Here is a 15,907-nt window from a genome sequence, read left to right as displayed (position 1 = left end):
CACCTAGAAGGGATAACAACATGAAGCACTTCAGAGGATCCTTCCTCGTAACAATCATCTGTCTGGGCCTGGCCGGCTGGTGGGGCTATGACCACGGCGGCGTCTCCGGCATGATGACCGCGGTCGGTATCGCGACCATCCTGTCGATCATGGAGGTGTCGCTCTCGTTCGACAACGCCGTGGTCAACGCCTCGGTCCTGAAGGGCTGGGACGAATTCTGGCTCAAGTTGTTCCTGGGCCTGGGCATGATCATTGCAGTTTTTGGTATGCGACTCGTGTTCCCGCTGGTTATTGTCGCCGTGGCGGCCGACCTGGGCCTGACCGAGGTCTGGAACCTGGCGCTGACCGATCCGAAGTCGTTCTCGGGTCACCTGACGGCGCACCACGCGGAAGTGGCGGCCTTTGGCGGCATGTTCCTGCTGCTGGTCTTCCTGAACTTCCTGCTGGACGACGAGAAGGAAACCCACTGGCTGGGCAACTTCGAGAAGAAGCTCGGTTCGCTGGGCAAGGTGTCCTCGATCGCGGTGATGGTGGCGCTCGCGTCCTTGCTGTTTGCATCGACCTTCGTTGACGCCGGCCAGAGGATGATTGTGCTGGTCGCCGGTATCTGGGGCATCCTGGTCTACGTTGGCGTGGACATGATCAGCAGCCTGCTCGAGAAGAGCGAGTCGGACGCGAACAGCAACGTGGGCGACATGGTCAAGCGCGGCGGTATCGGCGGCTTCCTGTATCTCGAAGTGCTCGATGCCTCGTTCAGCTTCGACGGCGTGATCGGCGCCTTCGCGATCACCTCGGACGTCGTGATCATCATGCTGGGCCTGGCGATCGGTGCGATGTTCGTGCGTTCGATGACGGTCTACCTGGTCCGCAAGGGCACGCTGGACGAGTTCGTCTACCTGGAGCACGGCGCGCACTACGCGATCGGTATCCTGGCCGTGATCATGCTGGCAAGTATGCATGTCCACGTCCCCGAGCTGATCACCGGCCTGACGGGTGTGGCCTTCATCGCGGCCTCGCTGTGGTCGTCGATCCGGTACAAGAAGAAGCATGCCGCGCTGGAAGCGGCGCAAGAGAAGCAAGTGGCGTAATCGAAGTACGGACGGTGGCATGAAATTGCCACCGTCTCGATGGGAAACGTCGTACCGCGTGGGTTCAAGAACCCACCCTACGAAAACCCGCAGTTGTAGGGTGGGTTCTCGAACCCACGCGTTACGGCAGCACAGTGTTACAGGTTAACGCGGCGGCGCCACAGGCGCCCCGCAAACGAACCGCCCGGCGAGCGGCAGAACACCAGCTCGCTGCGCGTACAACCCCGGTGTTCACAAGAAGTCCTCAATCTTAGGAGAAACACATCATGGCAATCAGTCTGCAAAAAGGCGGCAACGTCAACCTGTCGAAAGAAGCCCCCGGCCTGACCAACCTGAAGGTCGGCCTCGGCTGGGATACCCGCGCCACCGACGGCGCTGGCTTCGACCTCGACGGCGCCGTCTTCATGCTGAACAGCAGCGGCAAGGTCCGTTCGGACGCCGACTTCATCTTCTACAACAACCTGAAGTCGGCCGACGGCTCGGTCGTCCACTCGGGCGACAACAAGACCGGCGAAGGCGCGGGCGACGACGAAACCGTCGCGATCGACCTGACGAAAGTGCCGGCCGACGTCGACAAGATCGTGCTGGCCGTGACCATCCACGACGCCGAGACCCGCCGCCAGAACTTCGGCATGGTCGGCAAGGCCTTCATCCGCTGCGTCAACGCCAACGGCGACGCGGAGATCGCCCGCTACGACCTGTCGGAAGACGGCTCGACGGAAGCGGCAATGATCTTCGGCGAGGTGTATCGTAATGGCGCCGACTGGAAATTCCGCGCCATTGGCCAGGGCTTCCAGGGCGGCCTGGGTCCGCTCGCCAAGAACTACGGCGTCAACGTTTAAACAATAAGAGGTTCGCGGTCCCCCCGACCGGGGGCCGCACCAAGAAAGGAAGCTTAGAAATGCCAACTTTTACCGTGACCGGAGATGTCGATCCCTTCCTGCACGTGTCGATGAGGAGAGGCGAGACCATCTATTGCGAATCCGACGCGATGGTGATGATGGAATCGACGCTCGACCTCAAAGGCAAGATGAAGGGCGGGCTCGGCAGCGCATTGATGCGCACCTTCGCCAACGGCGAATCGTTCTTCCAGCAGCACATCGAAGCGACGCGCGGCGACGGCGACTGCCTGCTGTCGCCGACCCTGCCGGGGGCGATGCAGATCGTCGACTGCGGCCCGAACCAGTACATCATCAGCGACGGCGCCTTCGTTGCCGCCAGCTCGGGCGTGGACCTGAAGGTGCGCACCCAGAGCTTGGGCAACGCGCTGTTCGCCAACAGCGGCGGCTTCTTCGTCACCGAGACGACGGGGCAGGGCCAGGTGGTGGTGTCGGGATTCGGCTCGATGTCGATGCTGGAAGTGGAGCCGGGCAAGGATGCGATCATCGACAACTCGCACGTCGTGTGCTGGGACAGCACGCTGCAGTACGAGATCTCGATCACGACCGGCACCAGCGGCGGCTTCCTGGGTAACCTGATCAACAGCCAAACCAGCGGCGAGGGCATGGTCCTGCGCTTTTCGGGGAAGGGCAAGGTCTACGTGTGTTCGCGTAACCGCGCCGCCTTCAAGGCCTGGATGCAAACCCCCGCGCGCTGAAACTAGGAGATACACAATGTCAGTCAATCTGCAAAAAGGCCAGAAGATTTCACTCAGCAAGGAAGGCGGCGGCGCGCTCACCCGCGTCACCATGGGCCTGGGCTGGGACGCCATCAAGTCGAAGGGCTTCTTCGGCTTCGGCGGCAAAACCGAAAGCGTTGACCTCGACGCCTCGGTGGTGATGTTCGACGAGTCGAACCGTCCGGTGGACGTGGTCTGGTTCCGCCAGCTGAAGAGCAAGGACGGCAGCATCGTCCATACCGGCGACAACCGCACCGGCGCCGGCGACGGCGACGACGAGCAGATCAACGTCGACCTGAGCGCGGTGCCGGCCAACGTGAAATCGCTGGTGTTCACGGTGAACAGCTTCACCGGCCAGAACTTCTCGCAGGTCCAGAACGCCTACTGCCGCCTGGTCGACGCCTCCGGCAACAAGGAAGTGGCGCGCTACGACCTGTCGGTGCAGGGCGCCCACACCGCCCAGGTGATGGCCAAGCTGTACCGCCACAACGGCGAGTGGAAGATGCACGCGATCGGCGAAAACGCCAGCGGCCGCACCTTCGACGACTTGATGCCGGCGATCACGCCGCACCTGTGATCGGTTTTCACAGGCGTCAATAAAAAACCGGGGACGCGTCCCCGGTTTTTTTTCGTCTTCTTGCGCGGTGTTTCTTGCGCTAATCCGGCATTCGTAGGGTGGGCACCCCGTGCCCACGCGTTACGGGCGTAGCCGCTAGTCAAAGGCGGCGACGGGCCACTCGCAACGTGTGCAATGGGCGCAAACCGGACCCAGCTTGAAGTCGGCGGGCGATCAGTGCCAGCCATCGAAAAAAGGATGCGCACCTAACGCGTGGGCACGGCGTGCCCACCCTACCTTGAAGCATTATCCAGGCAGGACCGCCGAGAAAACCGAGCGGCGCAGGACCGTTTTCCCGGCATCGATGCCATGCCCGGAAAACGCCGGCGGCAATGCGCCGTTGTTGCCGTCCGCCGCGGCCTCGTCCGCCACCTGGCCTGGCGCGGCCGCTTCCCTGACCAGCATGTCGGCGCTGTTCTCGACATCGAAATACTCGTCCCAATGCACCGGGACCCGATGCGAGCGTCCATCGCCGCCGTGGACCGACACGTAGTGGACGCGCTTGACGCTGCGAAAGCCGCTGGCCGTCACGCGCACTGTCTGCGCGCCGTCGGCCTCGCCGTGGATGGCGGTCTTCAGGATGCTGCGGGTAACGCATTCGGGATGCCTGAACACCGCCTCGCCGTGGTAATTGGCGATCGATTCATGCTCCCAGAAACAGGGCTGGTGCGAGTAGGTATCCCTGTAGATGTCCGCATGCGGCCGATGCTGCTGGTACAGGGGGATGGCGAGCAGGGGAGCGATCCCGAAGTAGAAGGACTTGAAGAAATCGTTGTGGTAGCCGTTGAAGAAGGCGCGTGCGTGGGCCAGTTCATAGGCATGGAATTTCCACGGCTCGCCGCCGATATCGGTCTGGCGCATGTGTCCCGCTTCCACCATGTTGATCATGCCCGTTTTCTCGAACACGAAGGTGTCGCCGAAACCGATCGCGTCATCTTTGAGCAGCTTCAGCATTTCCTGCTGCGCCAGGGGCGTGAACAAGAGCCGGAACTGCACCTCATGGTTGCGGTCCGTGGCAGCGAACAAGGCGTCGAATTCCCGGTTCGACATCACCGTAAACGTATTTCCGTCGCCGACATCCCGCGATTTCGCTTCCAGCTTCTTGATGGCGCGATTCTTGCGCCATCGATAGAACAAGCCGTCATCCAGGCTGGAGAGTGTCGACGGGTTGCGGCTGAAGACGAGGTCGGGCGCCGCTTCATTGCCGTAGACGATAAAGGTCCGGTTTTCGTACTCGGGGAAGGGGCGTTCGATCGATGCGTTCAGCGTCTCGTGGCGGGTCCGGGTTTCCCACTTGCCTTGGGCATTCAGATGCTGCTCGGTCCAGCTGATCTGGAGCGAGCCATGGTAGGTCTTGCTGCCCATCCAGTGCGACAGGGTGCGCGCAAGAATGAAGGGGTTGCCGTTCAATACGCCGCTGTGCGAAAACACGATGGAATGGTCCTCGCCGAGCTGGCCGGACCAGCCGGAGCTGTTGCGCAGCTCCTGCATGCGGCCGTTGCTGAAATACGCGTCGAAGGCGATGCGCGGCACCGTTTTCTGCACCAGCTTCGCCACGATATCCCAGTCGTACAGGCGGTTCAGCGGCGCCATCTGGCTCCAAGCCACGGCGCGCTTCGCGTCGCAGGCGTCCCGCAGCCGTTTCAGCTGCGCGTCGGAATCGTTGATGACGCGGTTCAGCCACAGCATGGCGGGAAGCAGCAGGATCGCCGGCAGCGCGAGCCATGGCCACGAGTAATAGGCGAGGATGTACAGCGCCCCCAGCAGCGCGCAGGCGATGGCGAAGCCGCGCAGGATGCGCCATCCCTTGTTCGAGCTGCCTTCGCCCGCGGTCCGCTGTTCGAGCTCGCGCAGTTCCCGCACCGTCTGGATGTTGGCGTTTTCGTCGACGCCCGAGCGGCGCACGAGGTCCTCGAAAAAGTCCGAGGTATGCTCGACGTGGGCAGCCTTGAAATGGGATGCGAACTGCCCCAGCGGCTCGTGGACGTCGTCGATCAAAAGAAGACGCTCCGGGCGGCAGCCTTGGTTTCGGCGGAGGCGGTAAACGGAATGCGCGTGGTATAGCCTGCGCGCGCCGCCACGATCTGCTTGGTCGGCCAGGCAAAGATGTCCTGGTTCCACATGCCGACGGTATCGTTATACAGCGTGCGCGCCGCGGTCACTTCCTTTTGCAGATAACTGTTCTGGCGCATGGCGTCCGCAATCACGGCTTGCGCTTTCAGTTCCGGGTAGGCCTCGCAGGCGAGGTTAATGCGCGAGAAAATACCGTCGATTTTCTGCGAGGCCTGGTTGCGTTCGGCATCGGCGTTGTGCCCGCTCCGATACGCAGCGACCGACTTCATCACATCCTTGTCGAGATCGATCGCTTTTGCGACCAGGCCCACCACGTTGTTCAGGACGACGACGCGCTGCTCCAGGTAATTGTCGATCTGCGACGCATCGGCCTGGATCTTCTGCTGCAGCTTGCGCAGGTTCGCCAGGGCGAACACCTTCATGAACTGGAAGACCAGGCCCGGCAGGGCGCCCAGGACCAGGAGGCCCAGGCTTTGCGTGCGCGGCAAGGCATCGGTCAGCAGCGCCACGGCGCCGATGATCGGAATGACCGTCCACAGCGCGATCTCGAAGATGAGCGAACCGGCGCCGATGCGGACAGGGATCTGCTTGTTGATGACGTTGACATCGCGACCTGCCTCGTCGACCGGGCCGGTTACTTCGTCCAATTCGTTTGCCATACCTGAAAATCCTTTTGCGCGATGCTTGATGATTAAGAGCGCCTAACAAAACCGCCATGGCTGCGTTGCAGCGCCTCGCCGTACCCTCGTTCTGTCTTCGGCGCTGCGCCTTGCCCTGACAGTTTTGTTAGGCGCTCTAAGAAAGTTTTATTGGATAAAAACTTGGATCAAATGTTTTATTTAAATTTCTTTAAAACATTATTTTTTTCGATCATATCTTGCTTAACAGAAAGCAATCAAGTGGGGGAGTTGCGACATGCATTCAGCGTCGTCTTAAATCAACAAAGTCCTCACGAAAGCGTTTGCTGTCCGCTGCAGGTTTGTTCGAACTTGTCGCTGCGTTGGTTCGGCGGCAAGCCAGGCATTACAATGCGTTTGGCTCGACGATTCACAACACAACGCAAAGACAAACCTTATGCTGACTACCCTGCTCGAATGGTTCCTCCACCTCGACCGCCACCTCGCGGTCCTGGCGGCCGACTACCACATCCTGGTCTACGTACTGCTGTTCGCCGTGATCTTCGTCGAGACAGGGGTGGTCGTGATGCCCTTCCTGCCGGGCGACTCGCTGTTGTTCGTCACCGGCGCCCTGGCGGCGAAAGGCCTGCTGTCGCTGCCGGTGCTGATCCCGCTCTTGATCGTCGCGGCGGTGCTCGGCGATATCGTCAACTTCGCGATCGGCAGCATGTTCCGCGATCGCATCAAGAATGGATACCGGCTGCGTTTCATCAAGGCCGAGCACATCGCCCATACCGAGCGTTTCTTCGAGCGCCACGGTCCCAAGACCATCGTGCTGGCGCGCTACGTTCCCATCGTGCGCACCCTGGCGCCCTTCGTCGCCGCGCTCGGCAGCATGCGCTATTCCACTTTCCTGTCCTACAACGTCCTGGGCGGCACCTTGTGGGTGGTCTCGCTGACGGTGGCCGGCTTTGCCTTCGGCAACATCAAGTGGGTGAACGAGAACCTGACCGCGGTCATCCTCGGCATCATCGTCCTGTCGCTGGTGCCGGGCATCGTGGCCTGGCTCCAGGAGCGTTCGCGCAGCAGGCGCAGCAACCCGAGCGCCTGATCCGGGCGCGGCGTTGCCCGCGGCCCGGCCGGGGCCATGTCCAGTCGCATGGCCCCGGCAACCATGACACGCGCTATTCGCAAAGCTATAATCTGCGCCTTCGTCCCAGAGGAATGCGCCATGTCTCTACTCGACCACCAGCTCGAACTGCTGTCGCCCGCCAAAACCGCCGAGATCGGCCGCGAGGCCATCCTGCACGGCGCCGACGCCGTCTATATCGGCGGCCCCGCCTTTGGCGCCCGCCACAATGCCAGTAATTCGCTGGAGGAGATCGCCAGCCTGGTGCAGTTCGCCCACCGCTACCGCGCGCGCATCTTCGTGACCATGAACACGATCATGCACGACGCCGAACTCGAGCTGGCGCGCAAGCAGGTCTGGCAGCTGTACGAGGCGGGCGTCGACGCCCTGATCATCCAGGACATGGGGCTGCTGGAAATCGACCTGCCGCCGATCCAGCTGCACGCCAGCACCCAGTGCGACATCCGCACCGTGGAGAAGGCGAAATTCCTGGGCGACGTCGGCTTCTCCCAGCTGGTGCTGGCGCGCGAGCTGACGGTCGAACAGATCCGAAAGATCCGCGCCGAGGTCGACACGCCGCTCGAATACTTCATCCATGGCGCCCTGTGCGTCGCGTTTTCCGGGCAGTGCTACATCTCGCACGCGGACACGGGCCGCAGCGCCAACCGCGGCGACTGTTCCCAGGCCTGCCGCCTGCCCTACACCCTGACCGACAGCAAGGGCGGCGTCGTCGCCTACGACAAGCACCTGCTGTCGATGAAGGACAACGACCAGAGCCGCAACCTGGAAGCGCTGATCGACGCCGGCATCCGCTCGTTCAAGATCGAGGGCCGCTACAAGGACATGGGCTACGTGAAGAACATCACGGCCCACTACCGCCTGCTGCTCGACGAGATCCTGGAGCGCCGCGCGGCGGGTCGTTCCGGTTTCGTGCGCGCCGCCAGCGGCCACACCCAGATCTTCTTCACGCCCGACGTCGACAAGAACTTCAACCGCGGCCACACCGATTACTTCGCCCAGGGCCGCCAGGACGACATCGGCGCCTTCGATTCGCCGAAGTACCTGGGCGTGGAAGTCGGCGCCGTCACCAAGGTCGGCCTTGATCACTTCGAGATGATGACCGACGTCGCCCTGGCCAACGGCGACGGCCTGAACTACATGAACAAGCGCGCCAGCGTCGGCGTCCAGGTGAATACCGTGCAGAAGCTGGGGGAGAGCGAGGACGGCCAGCGCTGGCGCGTGTTCCCGAACGAGCCGGTCAGCGCCTTGCCGGGCCTGAAGCCGGGCACGCAGGTGCACCGCAACCGCGACCACCAGTGGGAGGCGGCGCTCACGAAACGCTCGGCCGAGCGCAAGGTGGCGCTGCACCTGACGCTGGCGGAGCTGGACGACGGTCTTTCCTTGACCCTGCGCGACGAGGACGGCATCGAAACCGTGACCCGCGCGCAGTTGGCGCTGCAGCCGGCGCACAACCTTGATCAGGCCGATGCGGCGCTGCGCACCAGCCTGACCAAGCTGGGCAACACGATGTTCGAAGCCGACGGCATCGTGCTGGCGCTGTCGCAGCCGTGGTTCGTGCCCGCCGCCGCCATCAATGCGCTGCGGCGCGACGCCGTGGCGGCGCACGAGGCGGCGAGATTGGCGGCGTGGGAGCGCCCCGAACGCAAGGCGCCGGTGGAGCCGCCCGCCGTGTATCCGGCGACCCAGCTGTCCTACCTCGCCAACGTCTACAACGAAAAGGCGCGCGCGTTCTACCACAAGCACGGCGTAGGCCTGATCGACGCGGCCTACGAGGCGCACGAGGAAGCGGGCGAGGTGTCGCTGATGATCACCAAGCACTGCCTGCGCTTCTCGTTCAACCTGTGCCCGAAACAGGCCAAGGGCGTGCAGGGCGTGCAGGGCCAGGTGAAGGCCGAGCCGATGACCTTGAGCACGGGCGAGGACACCTACACGCTGCGCTTCGACTGCAAGCCGTGCGAGATGCACGTCGTCGGCGCCATGAAGCCCGGCATCCTGCGCTCGCCGCCGCCGTCCGCCGTGCCGTATAGCCCGCTGACCTTCCATCGCAAGCGGCCCGCGTAGGGTGCAGGGGACGGCTAGTCGGTAGCCAGGGTTCAACGAAACCGGGGACATGTCTCCGGTTTTTTTTCGCCCATCGTTAACGTGCGAGCTTGACCCGTAGGGTGGGCGGCTATACCCGAACGGCCGCCTTCACACTGCCCGAATGCCGCCCACGCGTCCAACACACGGGTCCCGGTCGAAATGCGATTGGCACCTGCTGGTTGAACGCGTGGGCGGCCTTCAGGTCGCGTAGGTGCCATCGCTCGGGTGGAGCCGCGCCACCCTACGTCCCTCCGTTCACCGATGTCTGATATTTCTTGTTGACATCACATTCGATTACGTCTACTGTATTAATCAACTAATACAGTAGACACCATGACCACCCATTCCGCCCACCTGTTTTCGATTTCCACCGGGTCGCCCGAGCCGATCTACCGCCAGCTCGTCGAGCAGGTGAAGCGCCTGGTCGCGGCCGGCCAGATGGCGCCCGGCGACGGCATGCCGTCCGTGCGCGAGCTGGCCCAGGCGCTGGCGCTGAACCCGATGACCGTTTCCAAGGCCTACAGCCTGCTCGAGATGGAAGGGGTGCTGGCGCGCCGCCGCGGGCTCGGCATGGAAGTGGCCGAACGCGCCGGCGGCGGCCAGAGCGCCGCCGAGCGCGCCGCACTGCTACGCCCGACCCTGGAACGCGCCGCCCTCGAAGCGCGCCAGCTCGAACTCGATCCCGACACCGTTGTTTCCCTCTTTACCCAAATCCTGAAGGAACAAGCATGACCACCCCGATCATCCAGAGTAGTTCGATCAGCAAGCATTTCGGCAGCGCCATGGTATTGGACAAGCTCGACTGGCAGGTGATGCCGGGGCAGGTGATCGGCCTGCTCGGCCGCAACGGCGCCGGCAAGTCGACCCTGCTCGAATGCCTGCTCGGGCTGCGCGAGCTTGATGCTGGATCGGTCCACATCTACGGCGAGGACGTGGCGCGCCTGTCGGACGCCACCCGCGCCCGCATCGGCTACGTGCCGCAGAAATCCGACCTGTTCGAATGGATGACGCCGCGCCAGATGCTGGGCTACTTCCAGGCCCTGTACCCGCGCTGGAACACGGCCAAGGTCGACGCGCTGCTGGAACGCTGGGGCTTCGATGCGCTGATGCAGAACAAGCCGATCAGCAAGCTCTCCGGCGGCGAGCAGCAGCGCCTGTCGATCATCCGCGCGCTGGCCCACGATCCGGAACTGCTGGTGCTGGACGAGCCGGTCTCGGCGCTGGATCCGGTCGGCCGGCGCGACTTCCTGCGCGAGCTGATCGACGGCGTGATCGAGCGCGGCACCACGGTGGTGTTCTCGACCCACATCCTGTCGGACCTGGAGCGCGTCGCTCTCGATCTCGCCTTCCTGCGCGACGGCAAGATCGCGCTGCAGGGCCGGCTCGACGAGCTGCTCGAAGGTGCGCGCCGCGTCGTCGGGCCGGGCGCTCTGCTCGACGGCAAGCCGCTGGCGGGCGAACTGCGGCGCCAGCGCGCGGCCGACGGCACGGTCAGCGTGGTGACTCACGGCGCCGCCGCCGATACCCTGCGCGCGCAGCCCGGCGTGCGCGTCGAGCCGCTCAGCCTGGAAGACCTGTTCATCGAGGTGACGCAATGAGCGCGGCGCTGAAGGACTACTGGCTGTTGTGGCGCATGGCGCTCAGCACGCGCCACCCGCGTGCCAGCATGATCGTGCTGGGACTGACCACCATCGGCACCGTCCTGGTCGGGGCGCTGGCCCAGATGAAAGAAGGGGACCTGGTGCTCACGGCGGGCCTCGCGCTGCGGGTGGCCCTCGGCGGTGCGCTGGGCGGGTGGATGCTGTATTTCGTTCCCGGTGCGGTGAAACTGAACTCGCCCTTTACCGCGCGCCTGGTGCCGCGCATGCGGCGGCGGCTGATCGGGTTGACGATGCTGGTCTGGCTGACCGCGGTCGGCGCGGCCACGCTGATGTCGCTCGACACGCGCCTTGCGCCGGCGCTCGTCTTCCTCGGCACCGGCACCTGGCTGGCCGCCTACGGGCTGGGGCAGAGCGGTCATCGCGTCGGCGCCTGGGTCCAGTTCGCAGCCTGGATGCTCATCGTTTTCAACAAGAGCCTGCCCCCCGGACTGATCGACCAGGTCAAGGGCGGCACCGGCCTCGTCGTCGCCACCCTGCTGATGCTGGCATTTTGCGCGTTCTCCCTGCAGGCGATGTACATGGACGGCGGCGAGCGCCACTATGCGGCGCGCGAGGCGCAGAAGCTGCAGATGGAACGTCTTTCGACCGATGGACAGTTCAGGGAGCGCAAGCAAACCAACCTCGGTGCCTCGATCTACGCCAGGGTTCTGCGCCGTGATTGCGAGGCGCGCGACGTCGGCAAGCTGCTCGGACACCTGCTCGGTTCGACGAATCACTGGCTTGGTCGGGCGATCTCGCTCGCTGTCGTCGTGGGGCTGGTGACGATTGCGGTGTTTGGATTTCGCCTGTTCGGCAGCGCCGAGACGAACGACATGATCACGGCGCTCGGCTGGTTGTTCGCCTTGCCATTGTTGCTGATGCCGCTGTTCGGCAGCGAGCTACGGAATGTGCGCCTGAAGGACACCGCCGCCGAACAGGCCCTGATCCGGCTGGTCCCGCCGATGCCGGCCGGCGCCCCGGACTTCAACCGCAGGCTGTCCGGCACGCTGCTGCGTATCGCACTGGCCGAGTGGAGCATCCTGGCGGGAGCCGTGCTGTGCCTGGGCCTGATCACCGGCGCCTCGGCAGCCAACCTGTTCATGCAGGCCTGCATCTGCTGCCTGAGCTTGCCGCTCGTGGCCGCCAACCTGCGCGACCACGCTCGCCGCAGCGGCCTGCTGGGCTGGCGCCTGCTGTGCGGCTTCGCGCTGTCGCTTGGGATCAGCTTCGGCCTCGCCGTGGCGGCGCAGCGCGCCATCGGCCTGCCGGTGACGGCCGGGGCGGCGCTGGTCAGCATTGCCATCGCGATCGCTTTGGTCGTCCGGGGCTTCAGGCGCGCCGACACCGCGCCCTATGCCTTCCCTGCCGGGCGCCTGGCCTGAACCGGTAGGGTGGGTTCTCGAACCCACCGCTCCTGAACGCCGCCATGTGGCGACGTTCGCCTCTGTTCACATGCCATGAAGGTGGGTTCGAGAACCCACCCTACCTGTTTATCAGTGCCCGCGGCGCTGCACCAGCGCGGTCCCGACGCCGTGGCGCTTGCCTTCGCTGACCGCCGTTACCGTGCCGTCCGGATTGAACACGATGGCGTTCGCCGCGCCGATCTCCTCGGCCCGCTCTTCCCACTTGTGGCCGAAGGCTTCGAGCGCCCTGGCCTGGGCGCTGCCGGCAAAGCCCGGCTCGACGGACGTCGCGGCGCCGTTGCGCTCGGACAGGCGCGCCGCATCGATGGCATCGTTCATCGGCATGCCGAAGTCGACGTGGTTGACGATGGTCTGCAGCACGGTGGTGATGATGGTCGAGCCGCCCGGGCTGCCGATGGTGAAGGCCGGCTTGCCGTCCTTGAGCACGATGGTCGGCGCCATGCTGCTGCGCGGGCGCTTGCCGGCTTCCGGCACGTTCGGGCGTGGCCCAGTGAAATCGAAGTCGGTCATCTCGTTGTTCAGCAAGAAGCCATAGCCCGGCACCACGATCCCGCTGCCGCCCCAGGACTCGATGGTGAAGGTGTAGGAGACCACGTTGCCGTCCTTGTCCGAGACCGTCAGGTGGGTGGTATGGGGACTTTCTTTCTGCAGCGCGCGCTGCGGCGGCGCTTGCGGGCGCAGCGGAATGCTCGGGTCGTCCTGGAACAGGTAGGGGTCGCCCGCCGCGGCCTCCCTGCCGGCGCGTTGCGGATCGATCAGCGCGCGGCGCCGGGCGGCGTATGCCTTCGAGAGCAGGCCCGCCACCGGCGCGTCGACGTATTCCGGGTCAGCCAAATAGGCGTCGCGGTCGGCAAAGGCGAGGCGGCTCGCTTCCAGGTAGAGGTGCTCGGCGTTCGCGCGCGGCAGCGCTTTCAGGTCATAGCCTTCCAGGATGTTCAACGCCTCGGCCACCGCCACGCCGCCGCTGCTCGGCAGGGGCATGCCGTAGATCGCGTAGCCGCGGTAGCTGCTGACCACCGGCTGGCGGATGCGCGCCTCGTAATTGGCGAGGTCGGCCAGCGTCATGCGGCCCGGGCGCACGCTGGCGCCCTTGGCGACGGGCGGCTGGTTGACGGCGCCGACGATGGCGCGCGCCATCGGGCCTTCGTAGAACGCCTTGTAGCCGCGCGCGGCGATCTCGCGGTAGGCCTTGGCCATGTCCGGATTGCGCAGCTGGGTGCCGCGCGTGACCGCCTTGCCGTTGCGCAGGTAGAGGGCGCTGGTTGTCGAGAACTGCTGAAATTTTCTTTCATTTTCGCGCGTCAAATGAGAGAAAGTTTCATTGACCGTGAAGCCTTTGCTGGCCACGTCGATGGCCGGCGCCAGCACCTGCTTGAACTGCATGGTGCCGTAGCGTTCCAGCGCCTCGTGCCAGCCGCGCACCGTGCCCGGCACGCCGACCGCGGCGCCGCTGGCAACCGCCTTCTCGAAGTCGATCTCCTTGCCGTTGTCGAGGAAGACCGCCGGCGTGAAGGCGGCAGGCGCCATTTCGCGGTGGTCGATCGTGATCACGCGCTTGTCCTTGGCCAGGTAGATCACCATGAAGCCGCCGCCGCCGATGCCGCAGCTGAACGGATCGGTCACGCCCAGGGTCGCCGCGGCCGCCACGGCGGCGTCGACGGCGTTGCCGCCCTTGTTCAGGATGTCGAGGGCCGACATTGATGCCTGCTCGCTGATGGTGGCGACGGCGCCGCCGCTGCCGGTGGCCACCGGCGTTTTCGCGCTCGCAAGCGGCGCGTGCAGGATGATGGAAAAGGTGAGTGTGAGGGCGAGGGCGGATCTGCTCATGAATGGCGTTTATGCGAGTGAAAACGCATCACGGCAGCACCTTCACCGTGACGCGGTGGTTGGCAAGCGCATCCGGCGCGGCCGGTGCGGGAAGGGAAGCTTCGTCGAGCGCGACGCGCCTGCCGCCGAGGAGGCTGGAGGCATGCGCGGCCTCGCCCGGCACCAGCGTAAAGGATTCGGGCGCGGCATCGGCGCGGGTGAGGCTGAAGCGGCAGCTCAGGCGCCCGGCCCAGACGCAGCGCACGCCCGGCGGACAGCGGCTGTCCTCGACCTCCTCGAAGCGCAGCAGCACGCCGGGGGCGGCCTCGACGCTTGCGCCGGGAGCCAGCGTGAAGGCGCGCGCCGAAGGCCCCGGCGGGGCGGCGCAGGCCGTGAGGATGAGGCAGGCGAGGGGCAGGGCGAGCAAGTGGCGCATCGGGCATCCGGTCGGTTCGATCGCCCGATCTTAGCAAAAGCGGCAATGCCATGACGTTCATTATCGGTCATACAGCGGTCACATTCGCTGGCTAGACTTCCGCTCGTCACTTAACCAACCCCGAGTTACGACAATATGAAAATCAAGCACATGTTCAAAACGATGATCGCCGGCGCCGCTGCCGCGATGGTGATGACCTCGGCTTTCGCCGCCGACGTGACCGGCGCGGGCGCCACCTTCCCGTACCCGATCTACGCCAAGTGGGCTGAATCGTACAAGGCCGCCACCGGCGTCGGCATGAACTACCAGTCGGTCGGCTCGGGCGCGGGCATCAAGCAGATCAAGGCCAAGACCGTCGACTTCGGCGCCTCGGACATGCCGCTCAAAGCCGCCGAGCTGGAAGAAGCCGGCCTGATGCAGTTCCCGGCGATCATGGGCGGCGTGGTCGCCGTGGTCAACGTCGAAGGCGTGACCCCGGGCCAGCTGAAGCTGACCGGCCCGGTCCTGGCCGACATCTACCTGGGCAAGATCACCAAGTGGAACGCTGCTGAAATTACCGCCCTGAACCCGGGCGTGAACCTGCCGGCCGCCGACATCACCGTCGTGCACCGCGCCGACAGCTCGGGCACTTCCTTCCTGTTCACCGACTACCTGTCGAAAACGAACCCGGACTTCCAGCAGAAGATCGGCGCTGGCACCTCGGTCAAGTGGGCCGTGGGCGTGGGCGGCAAGGGCAACGAAGGCGTCGCCGCCAACGTGCAGCGCATCAAGGGCTCGATCGGCTACGTCGAGTGGGCCTACGCCAAGAAGAACAAGCTGTCGCACACCCAGCTGAAGAACAAGGACGGCCAGTACCTGCAGCCGGACGACGACGCCTTCAAGGCCGCCGCCGCCAGCGCCGAATGGACCAAGACCCCGGGCTTCGCCGTGATCCTGACCGACACCGCCGGCAAGAACAGCTGGCCGATCACGGGCGTGTCGTACATCCTGATGCACAAGACCCAGGAAGACGCGACCAAGGGCAAGGAAGTCGTGAAGTTCTTCGACTACGCCTACAAGAACGGCGCCGCCGCCGCGGCCGAACTGGACTACGTGCCGATGCCGGCATCGGTCGTCAAGCTGGTGCAGGGCGCATGGAAAGCCCAGCTGAAGGACGCCTCGGGCAACGCGATCTACTGATTCGAACGATCACAGGACGGGGCCTCGACACCCCGGATCGGGCTGGCCGCTGGTGACGTGCGGCCAGGTTTCAACGGCGGTTCCAGGAATGGAGCCGCCGTTTTTTTCGTGGACCGCGGAGTTGTAGGGTGGACACCTGTGTCCACGCTGTCTCACCGGTCGATCACCAGCGCCCCGT

General features: G+C 64.6%; 14 protein-coding genes. 10 read left to right on the top strand and 4 right to left on the bottom strand.

Features of this window, described 5'->3' with window-relative positions; all coding sequences use genetic code 11:
- Positions 1–20 precede the first annotated feature (20 nt).
- The 4 genes from RT688_RS05360 (at position 21) to RT688_RS05345 (ending at position 3,283) form a co-directional block, all read left to right on the top strand.
- The gene (locus RT688_RS05360) at positions 21–1,088 is read left to right on the top strand and encodes a DUF475 domain-containing protein (RefSeq protein WP_313703815.1); all 1,068 of its coding nucleotides are present in this window, start codon (positions 21–23) and stop codon (positions 1,086–1,088) included.
- A 266-nt stretch (positions 1,089–1,354) separates the two neighbouring features.
- Entirely contained in the window at positions 1,355–1,930 is a 576-nt protein-coding gene (locus RT688_RS05355; RefSeq protein ID WP_313703814.1) for a TerD family protein, read from the top strand.
- Between the two features lie 59 nt (positions 1,931–1,989).
- Positions 1,990–2,685 carry a TIGR00266 family protein gene (locus RT688_RS05350; protein ID WP_312548406.1) on the top strand — a complete coding sequence of 232 codons (696 nt, stop codon included), beginning with the start codon at positions 1,990–1,992 and terminating at the stop codon, positions 2,683–2,685.
- A gap of 16 nt (positions 2,686–2,701) precedes the next feature.
- Entirely contained in the window at positions 2,702–3,283 is a 582-nt protein-coding gene (locus tag RT688_RS05345; RefSeq protein WP_313703813.1) for a TerD family protein, read from the top strand.
- Between the two features lie 285 nt (positions 3,284–3,568).
- Here RT688_RS05345 and RT688_RS05340 read toward each other — a convergent pair whose 3' ends face one another.
- Together RT688_RS05340 and RT688_RS05335 are read right to left on the bottom strand one after the other, a co-directional pair.
- Positions 3,569–5,320 (bottom strand): MAG1210 family protein, encoded by a 1,752-nt coding sequence (locus RT688_RS05340; protein ID WP_313703812.1) that lies wholly within the window; start codon positions 5,318–5,320, stop codon positions 3,569–3,571.
- Positions 5,317–6,054 carry a LemA family protein gene (locus RT688_RS05335; RefSeq protein WP_313703811.1) on the bottom strand — a complete coding sequence of 246 codons (738 nt, stop codon included), beginning with the start codon at positions 6,052–6,054 and terminating at the stop codon, positions 5,317–5,319. Before RT688_RS05335 ends, RT688_RS05340 begins: the two co-directional genes overlap by 4 nt.
- Before the next feature lie 415 nt (positions 6,055–6,469).
- Here RT688_RS05335 and RT688_RS05330 point away from each other — a divergent pair, with 415 nt between their 5' ends.
- The 5 genes from RT688_RS05330 to RT688_RS05310 all read left to right on the top strand — a co-directional run bounded on the left by RT688_RS05330 (position 6,470) and on the right by RT688_RS05310 (position 12,266).
- Positions 6,470–7,123, top strand: a complete 654-nt coding sequence (locus tag RT688_RS05330; protein ID WP_313703810.1) for a VTT domain-containing protein — start codon at positions 6,470–6,472, stop codon at positions 7,121–7,123.
- A gap of 120 nt (positions 7,124–7,243) precedes the next feature.
- Positions 7,244–9,223 (top strand): U32 family peptidase, encoded by a 1,980-nt coding sequence (locus RT688_RS05325; protein WP_313703809.1) that lies wholly within the window; start codon positions 7,244–7,246, stop codon positions 9,221–9,223.
- Between the two features lie 354 nt (positions 9,224–9,577).
- Complete coding sequence (locus tag RT688_RS05320; protein WP_313703808.1) at positions 9,578–9,976, top strand: GntR family transcriptional regulator; 399 nt, start codon at positions 9,578–9,580, stop codon at positions 9,974–9,976.
- Positions 9,973–10,842, top strand: coding sequence for an ABC transporter ATP-binding protein (locus RT688_RS05315; RefSeq protein WP_313703807.1), 870 nt, complete (start codon positions 9,973–9,975; stop codon positions 10,840–10,842). Before RT688_RS05320 ends, RT688_RS05315 begins: the two co-directional genes overlap by 4 nt.
- Positions 10,839–12,266: a hypothetical protein gene (locus tag RT688_RS05310; RefSeq protein WP_313703806.1), complete on the top strand. Its 1,428-nt coding sequence runs from the start codon at positions 10,839–10,841 to the stop codon at positions 12,264–12,266. Before RT688_RS05315 ends, RT688_RS05310 begins: the two co-directional genes overlap by 4 nt.
- A gap of 111 nt (positions 12,267–12,377) precedes the next feature.
- On the opposite strand, the gene ggt is transcribed toward RT688_RS05310, so the two are convergent.
- Together ggt and RT688_RS05300 are read right to left on the bottom strand one after the other, a co-directional pair.
- A complete protein-coding gene (gene ggt / locus RT688_RS05305) occupies positions 12,378–14,135 on the bottom strand; it encodes a gamma-glutamyltransferase (RefSeq protein WP_313703805.1) in 1,758 nt (585 codons plus the stop codon).
- Positions 14,136–14,163: 28 nt separating this feature from the next.
- Entirely contained in the window at positions 14,164–14,550 is a 387-nt protein-coding gene (locus RT688_RS05300) for a hypothetical protein (RefSeq protein ID WP_313703804.1), read from the bottom strand.
- Between the two features lie 150 nt (positions 14,551–14,700).
- On the opposite strand from RT688_RS05300, the gene pstS reads away from it, so the two are divergent.
- On the top strand, positions 14,701–15,729 hold the full coding sequence (gene pstS / locus RT688_RS05295) for a phosphate ABC transporter substrate-binding protein PstS (RefSeq protein WP_313703803.1): 1,029 nt from the start codon (positions 14,701–14,703) through the stop codon (positions 15,727–15,729).
- Positions 15,730–15,907: the final 178 nt, after the last annotated feature.

This window comes from Massilia sp., from assembly GCF_032106685.1.
GTDB lineage: Bacteria > Pseudomonadota > Gammaproteobacteria > Burkholderiales > Burkholderiaceae_D > Telluria.
The sequence above is the reverse complement of the archived record's forward strand: the minus strand, read 5'-3'. Positions and strand labels throughout refer to the sequence as shown.

What these genes read in the sequence shown, in the direction of transcription:
- RT688_RS05345 (WP_313703813.1), top strand. Translation starts at nt 2,702, where the DNA reads ATGTCAGTCAATCTGCAAAAAGGCCAGAAGATTTCACTCAGCAAGGAA.
- RT688_RS05360 (WP_313703815.1), top strand. Translation starts at nt 21, where the DNA reads ATGAAGCACTTCAGAGGATCCTTCCTCGTAACAATCATCTGTCTGGGC.
- RT688_RS05350 (WP_312548406.1), top strand. Translation starts at nt 1,990, where the DNA reads ATGCCAACTTTTACCGTGACCGGAGATGTCGATCCCTTCCTGCACGTG.
- ggt (WP_313703805.1), bottom strand. Translation starts at nt 14,135, where the DNA reads ATGAGCAGATCCGCCCTCGCCCTCACACTCACCTTTTCCATCATCCTG.
- RT688_RS05330 (WP_313703810.1), top strand. Translation starts at nt 6,470, where the DNA reads ATGCTGACTACCCTGCTCGAATGGTTCCTCCACCTCGACCGCCACCTC.
- RT688_RS05355 (WP_313703814.1), top strand. Translation starts at nt 1,355, where the DNA reads ATGGCAATCAGTCTGCAAAAAGGCGGCAACGTCAACCTGTCGAAAGAA.
- RT688_RS05320 (WP_313703808.1), top strand. Translation starts at nt 9,578, where the DNA reads ATGACCACCCATTCCGCCCACCTGTTTTCGATTTCCACCGGGTCGCCC.
- RT688_RS05300 (WP_313703804.1), bottom strand. Translation starts at nt 14,550, where the DNA reads ATGCGCCACTTGCTCGCCCTGCCCCTCGCCTGCCTCATCCTCACGGCC.
- RT688_RS05325 (WP_313703809.1), top strand. Translation starts at nt 7,244, where the DNA reads ATGTCTCTACTCGACCACCAGCTCGAACTGCTGTCGCCCGCCAAAACC.
- RT688_RS05315 (WP_313703807.1), top strand. Translation starts at nt 9,973, where the DNA reads ATGACCACCCCGATCATCCAGAGTAGTTCGATCAGCAAGCATTTCGGC.
- pstS (WP_313703803.1), top strand. Translation starts at nt 14,701, where the DNA reads ATGTTCAAAACGATGATCGCCGGCGCCGCTGCCGCGATGGTGATGACC.
- RT688_RS05335 (WP_313703811.1), bottom strand. Translation starts at nt 6,054, where the DNA reads ATGGCAAACGAATTGGACGAAGTAACCGGCCCGGTCGACGAGGCAGGT.
- RT688_RS05310 (WP_313703806.1), top strand. Translation starts at nt 10,839, where the DNA reads ATGAGCGCGGCGCTGAAGGACTACTGGCTGTTGTGGCGCATGGCGCTC.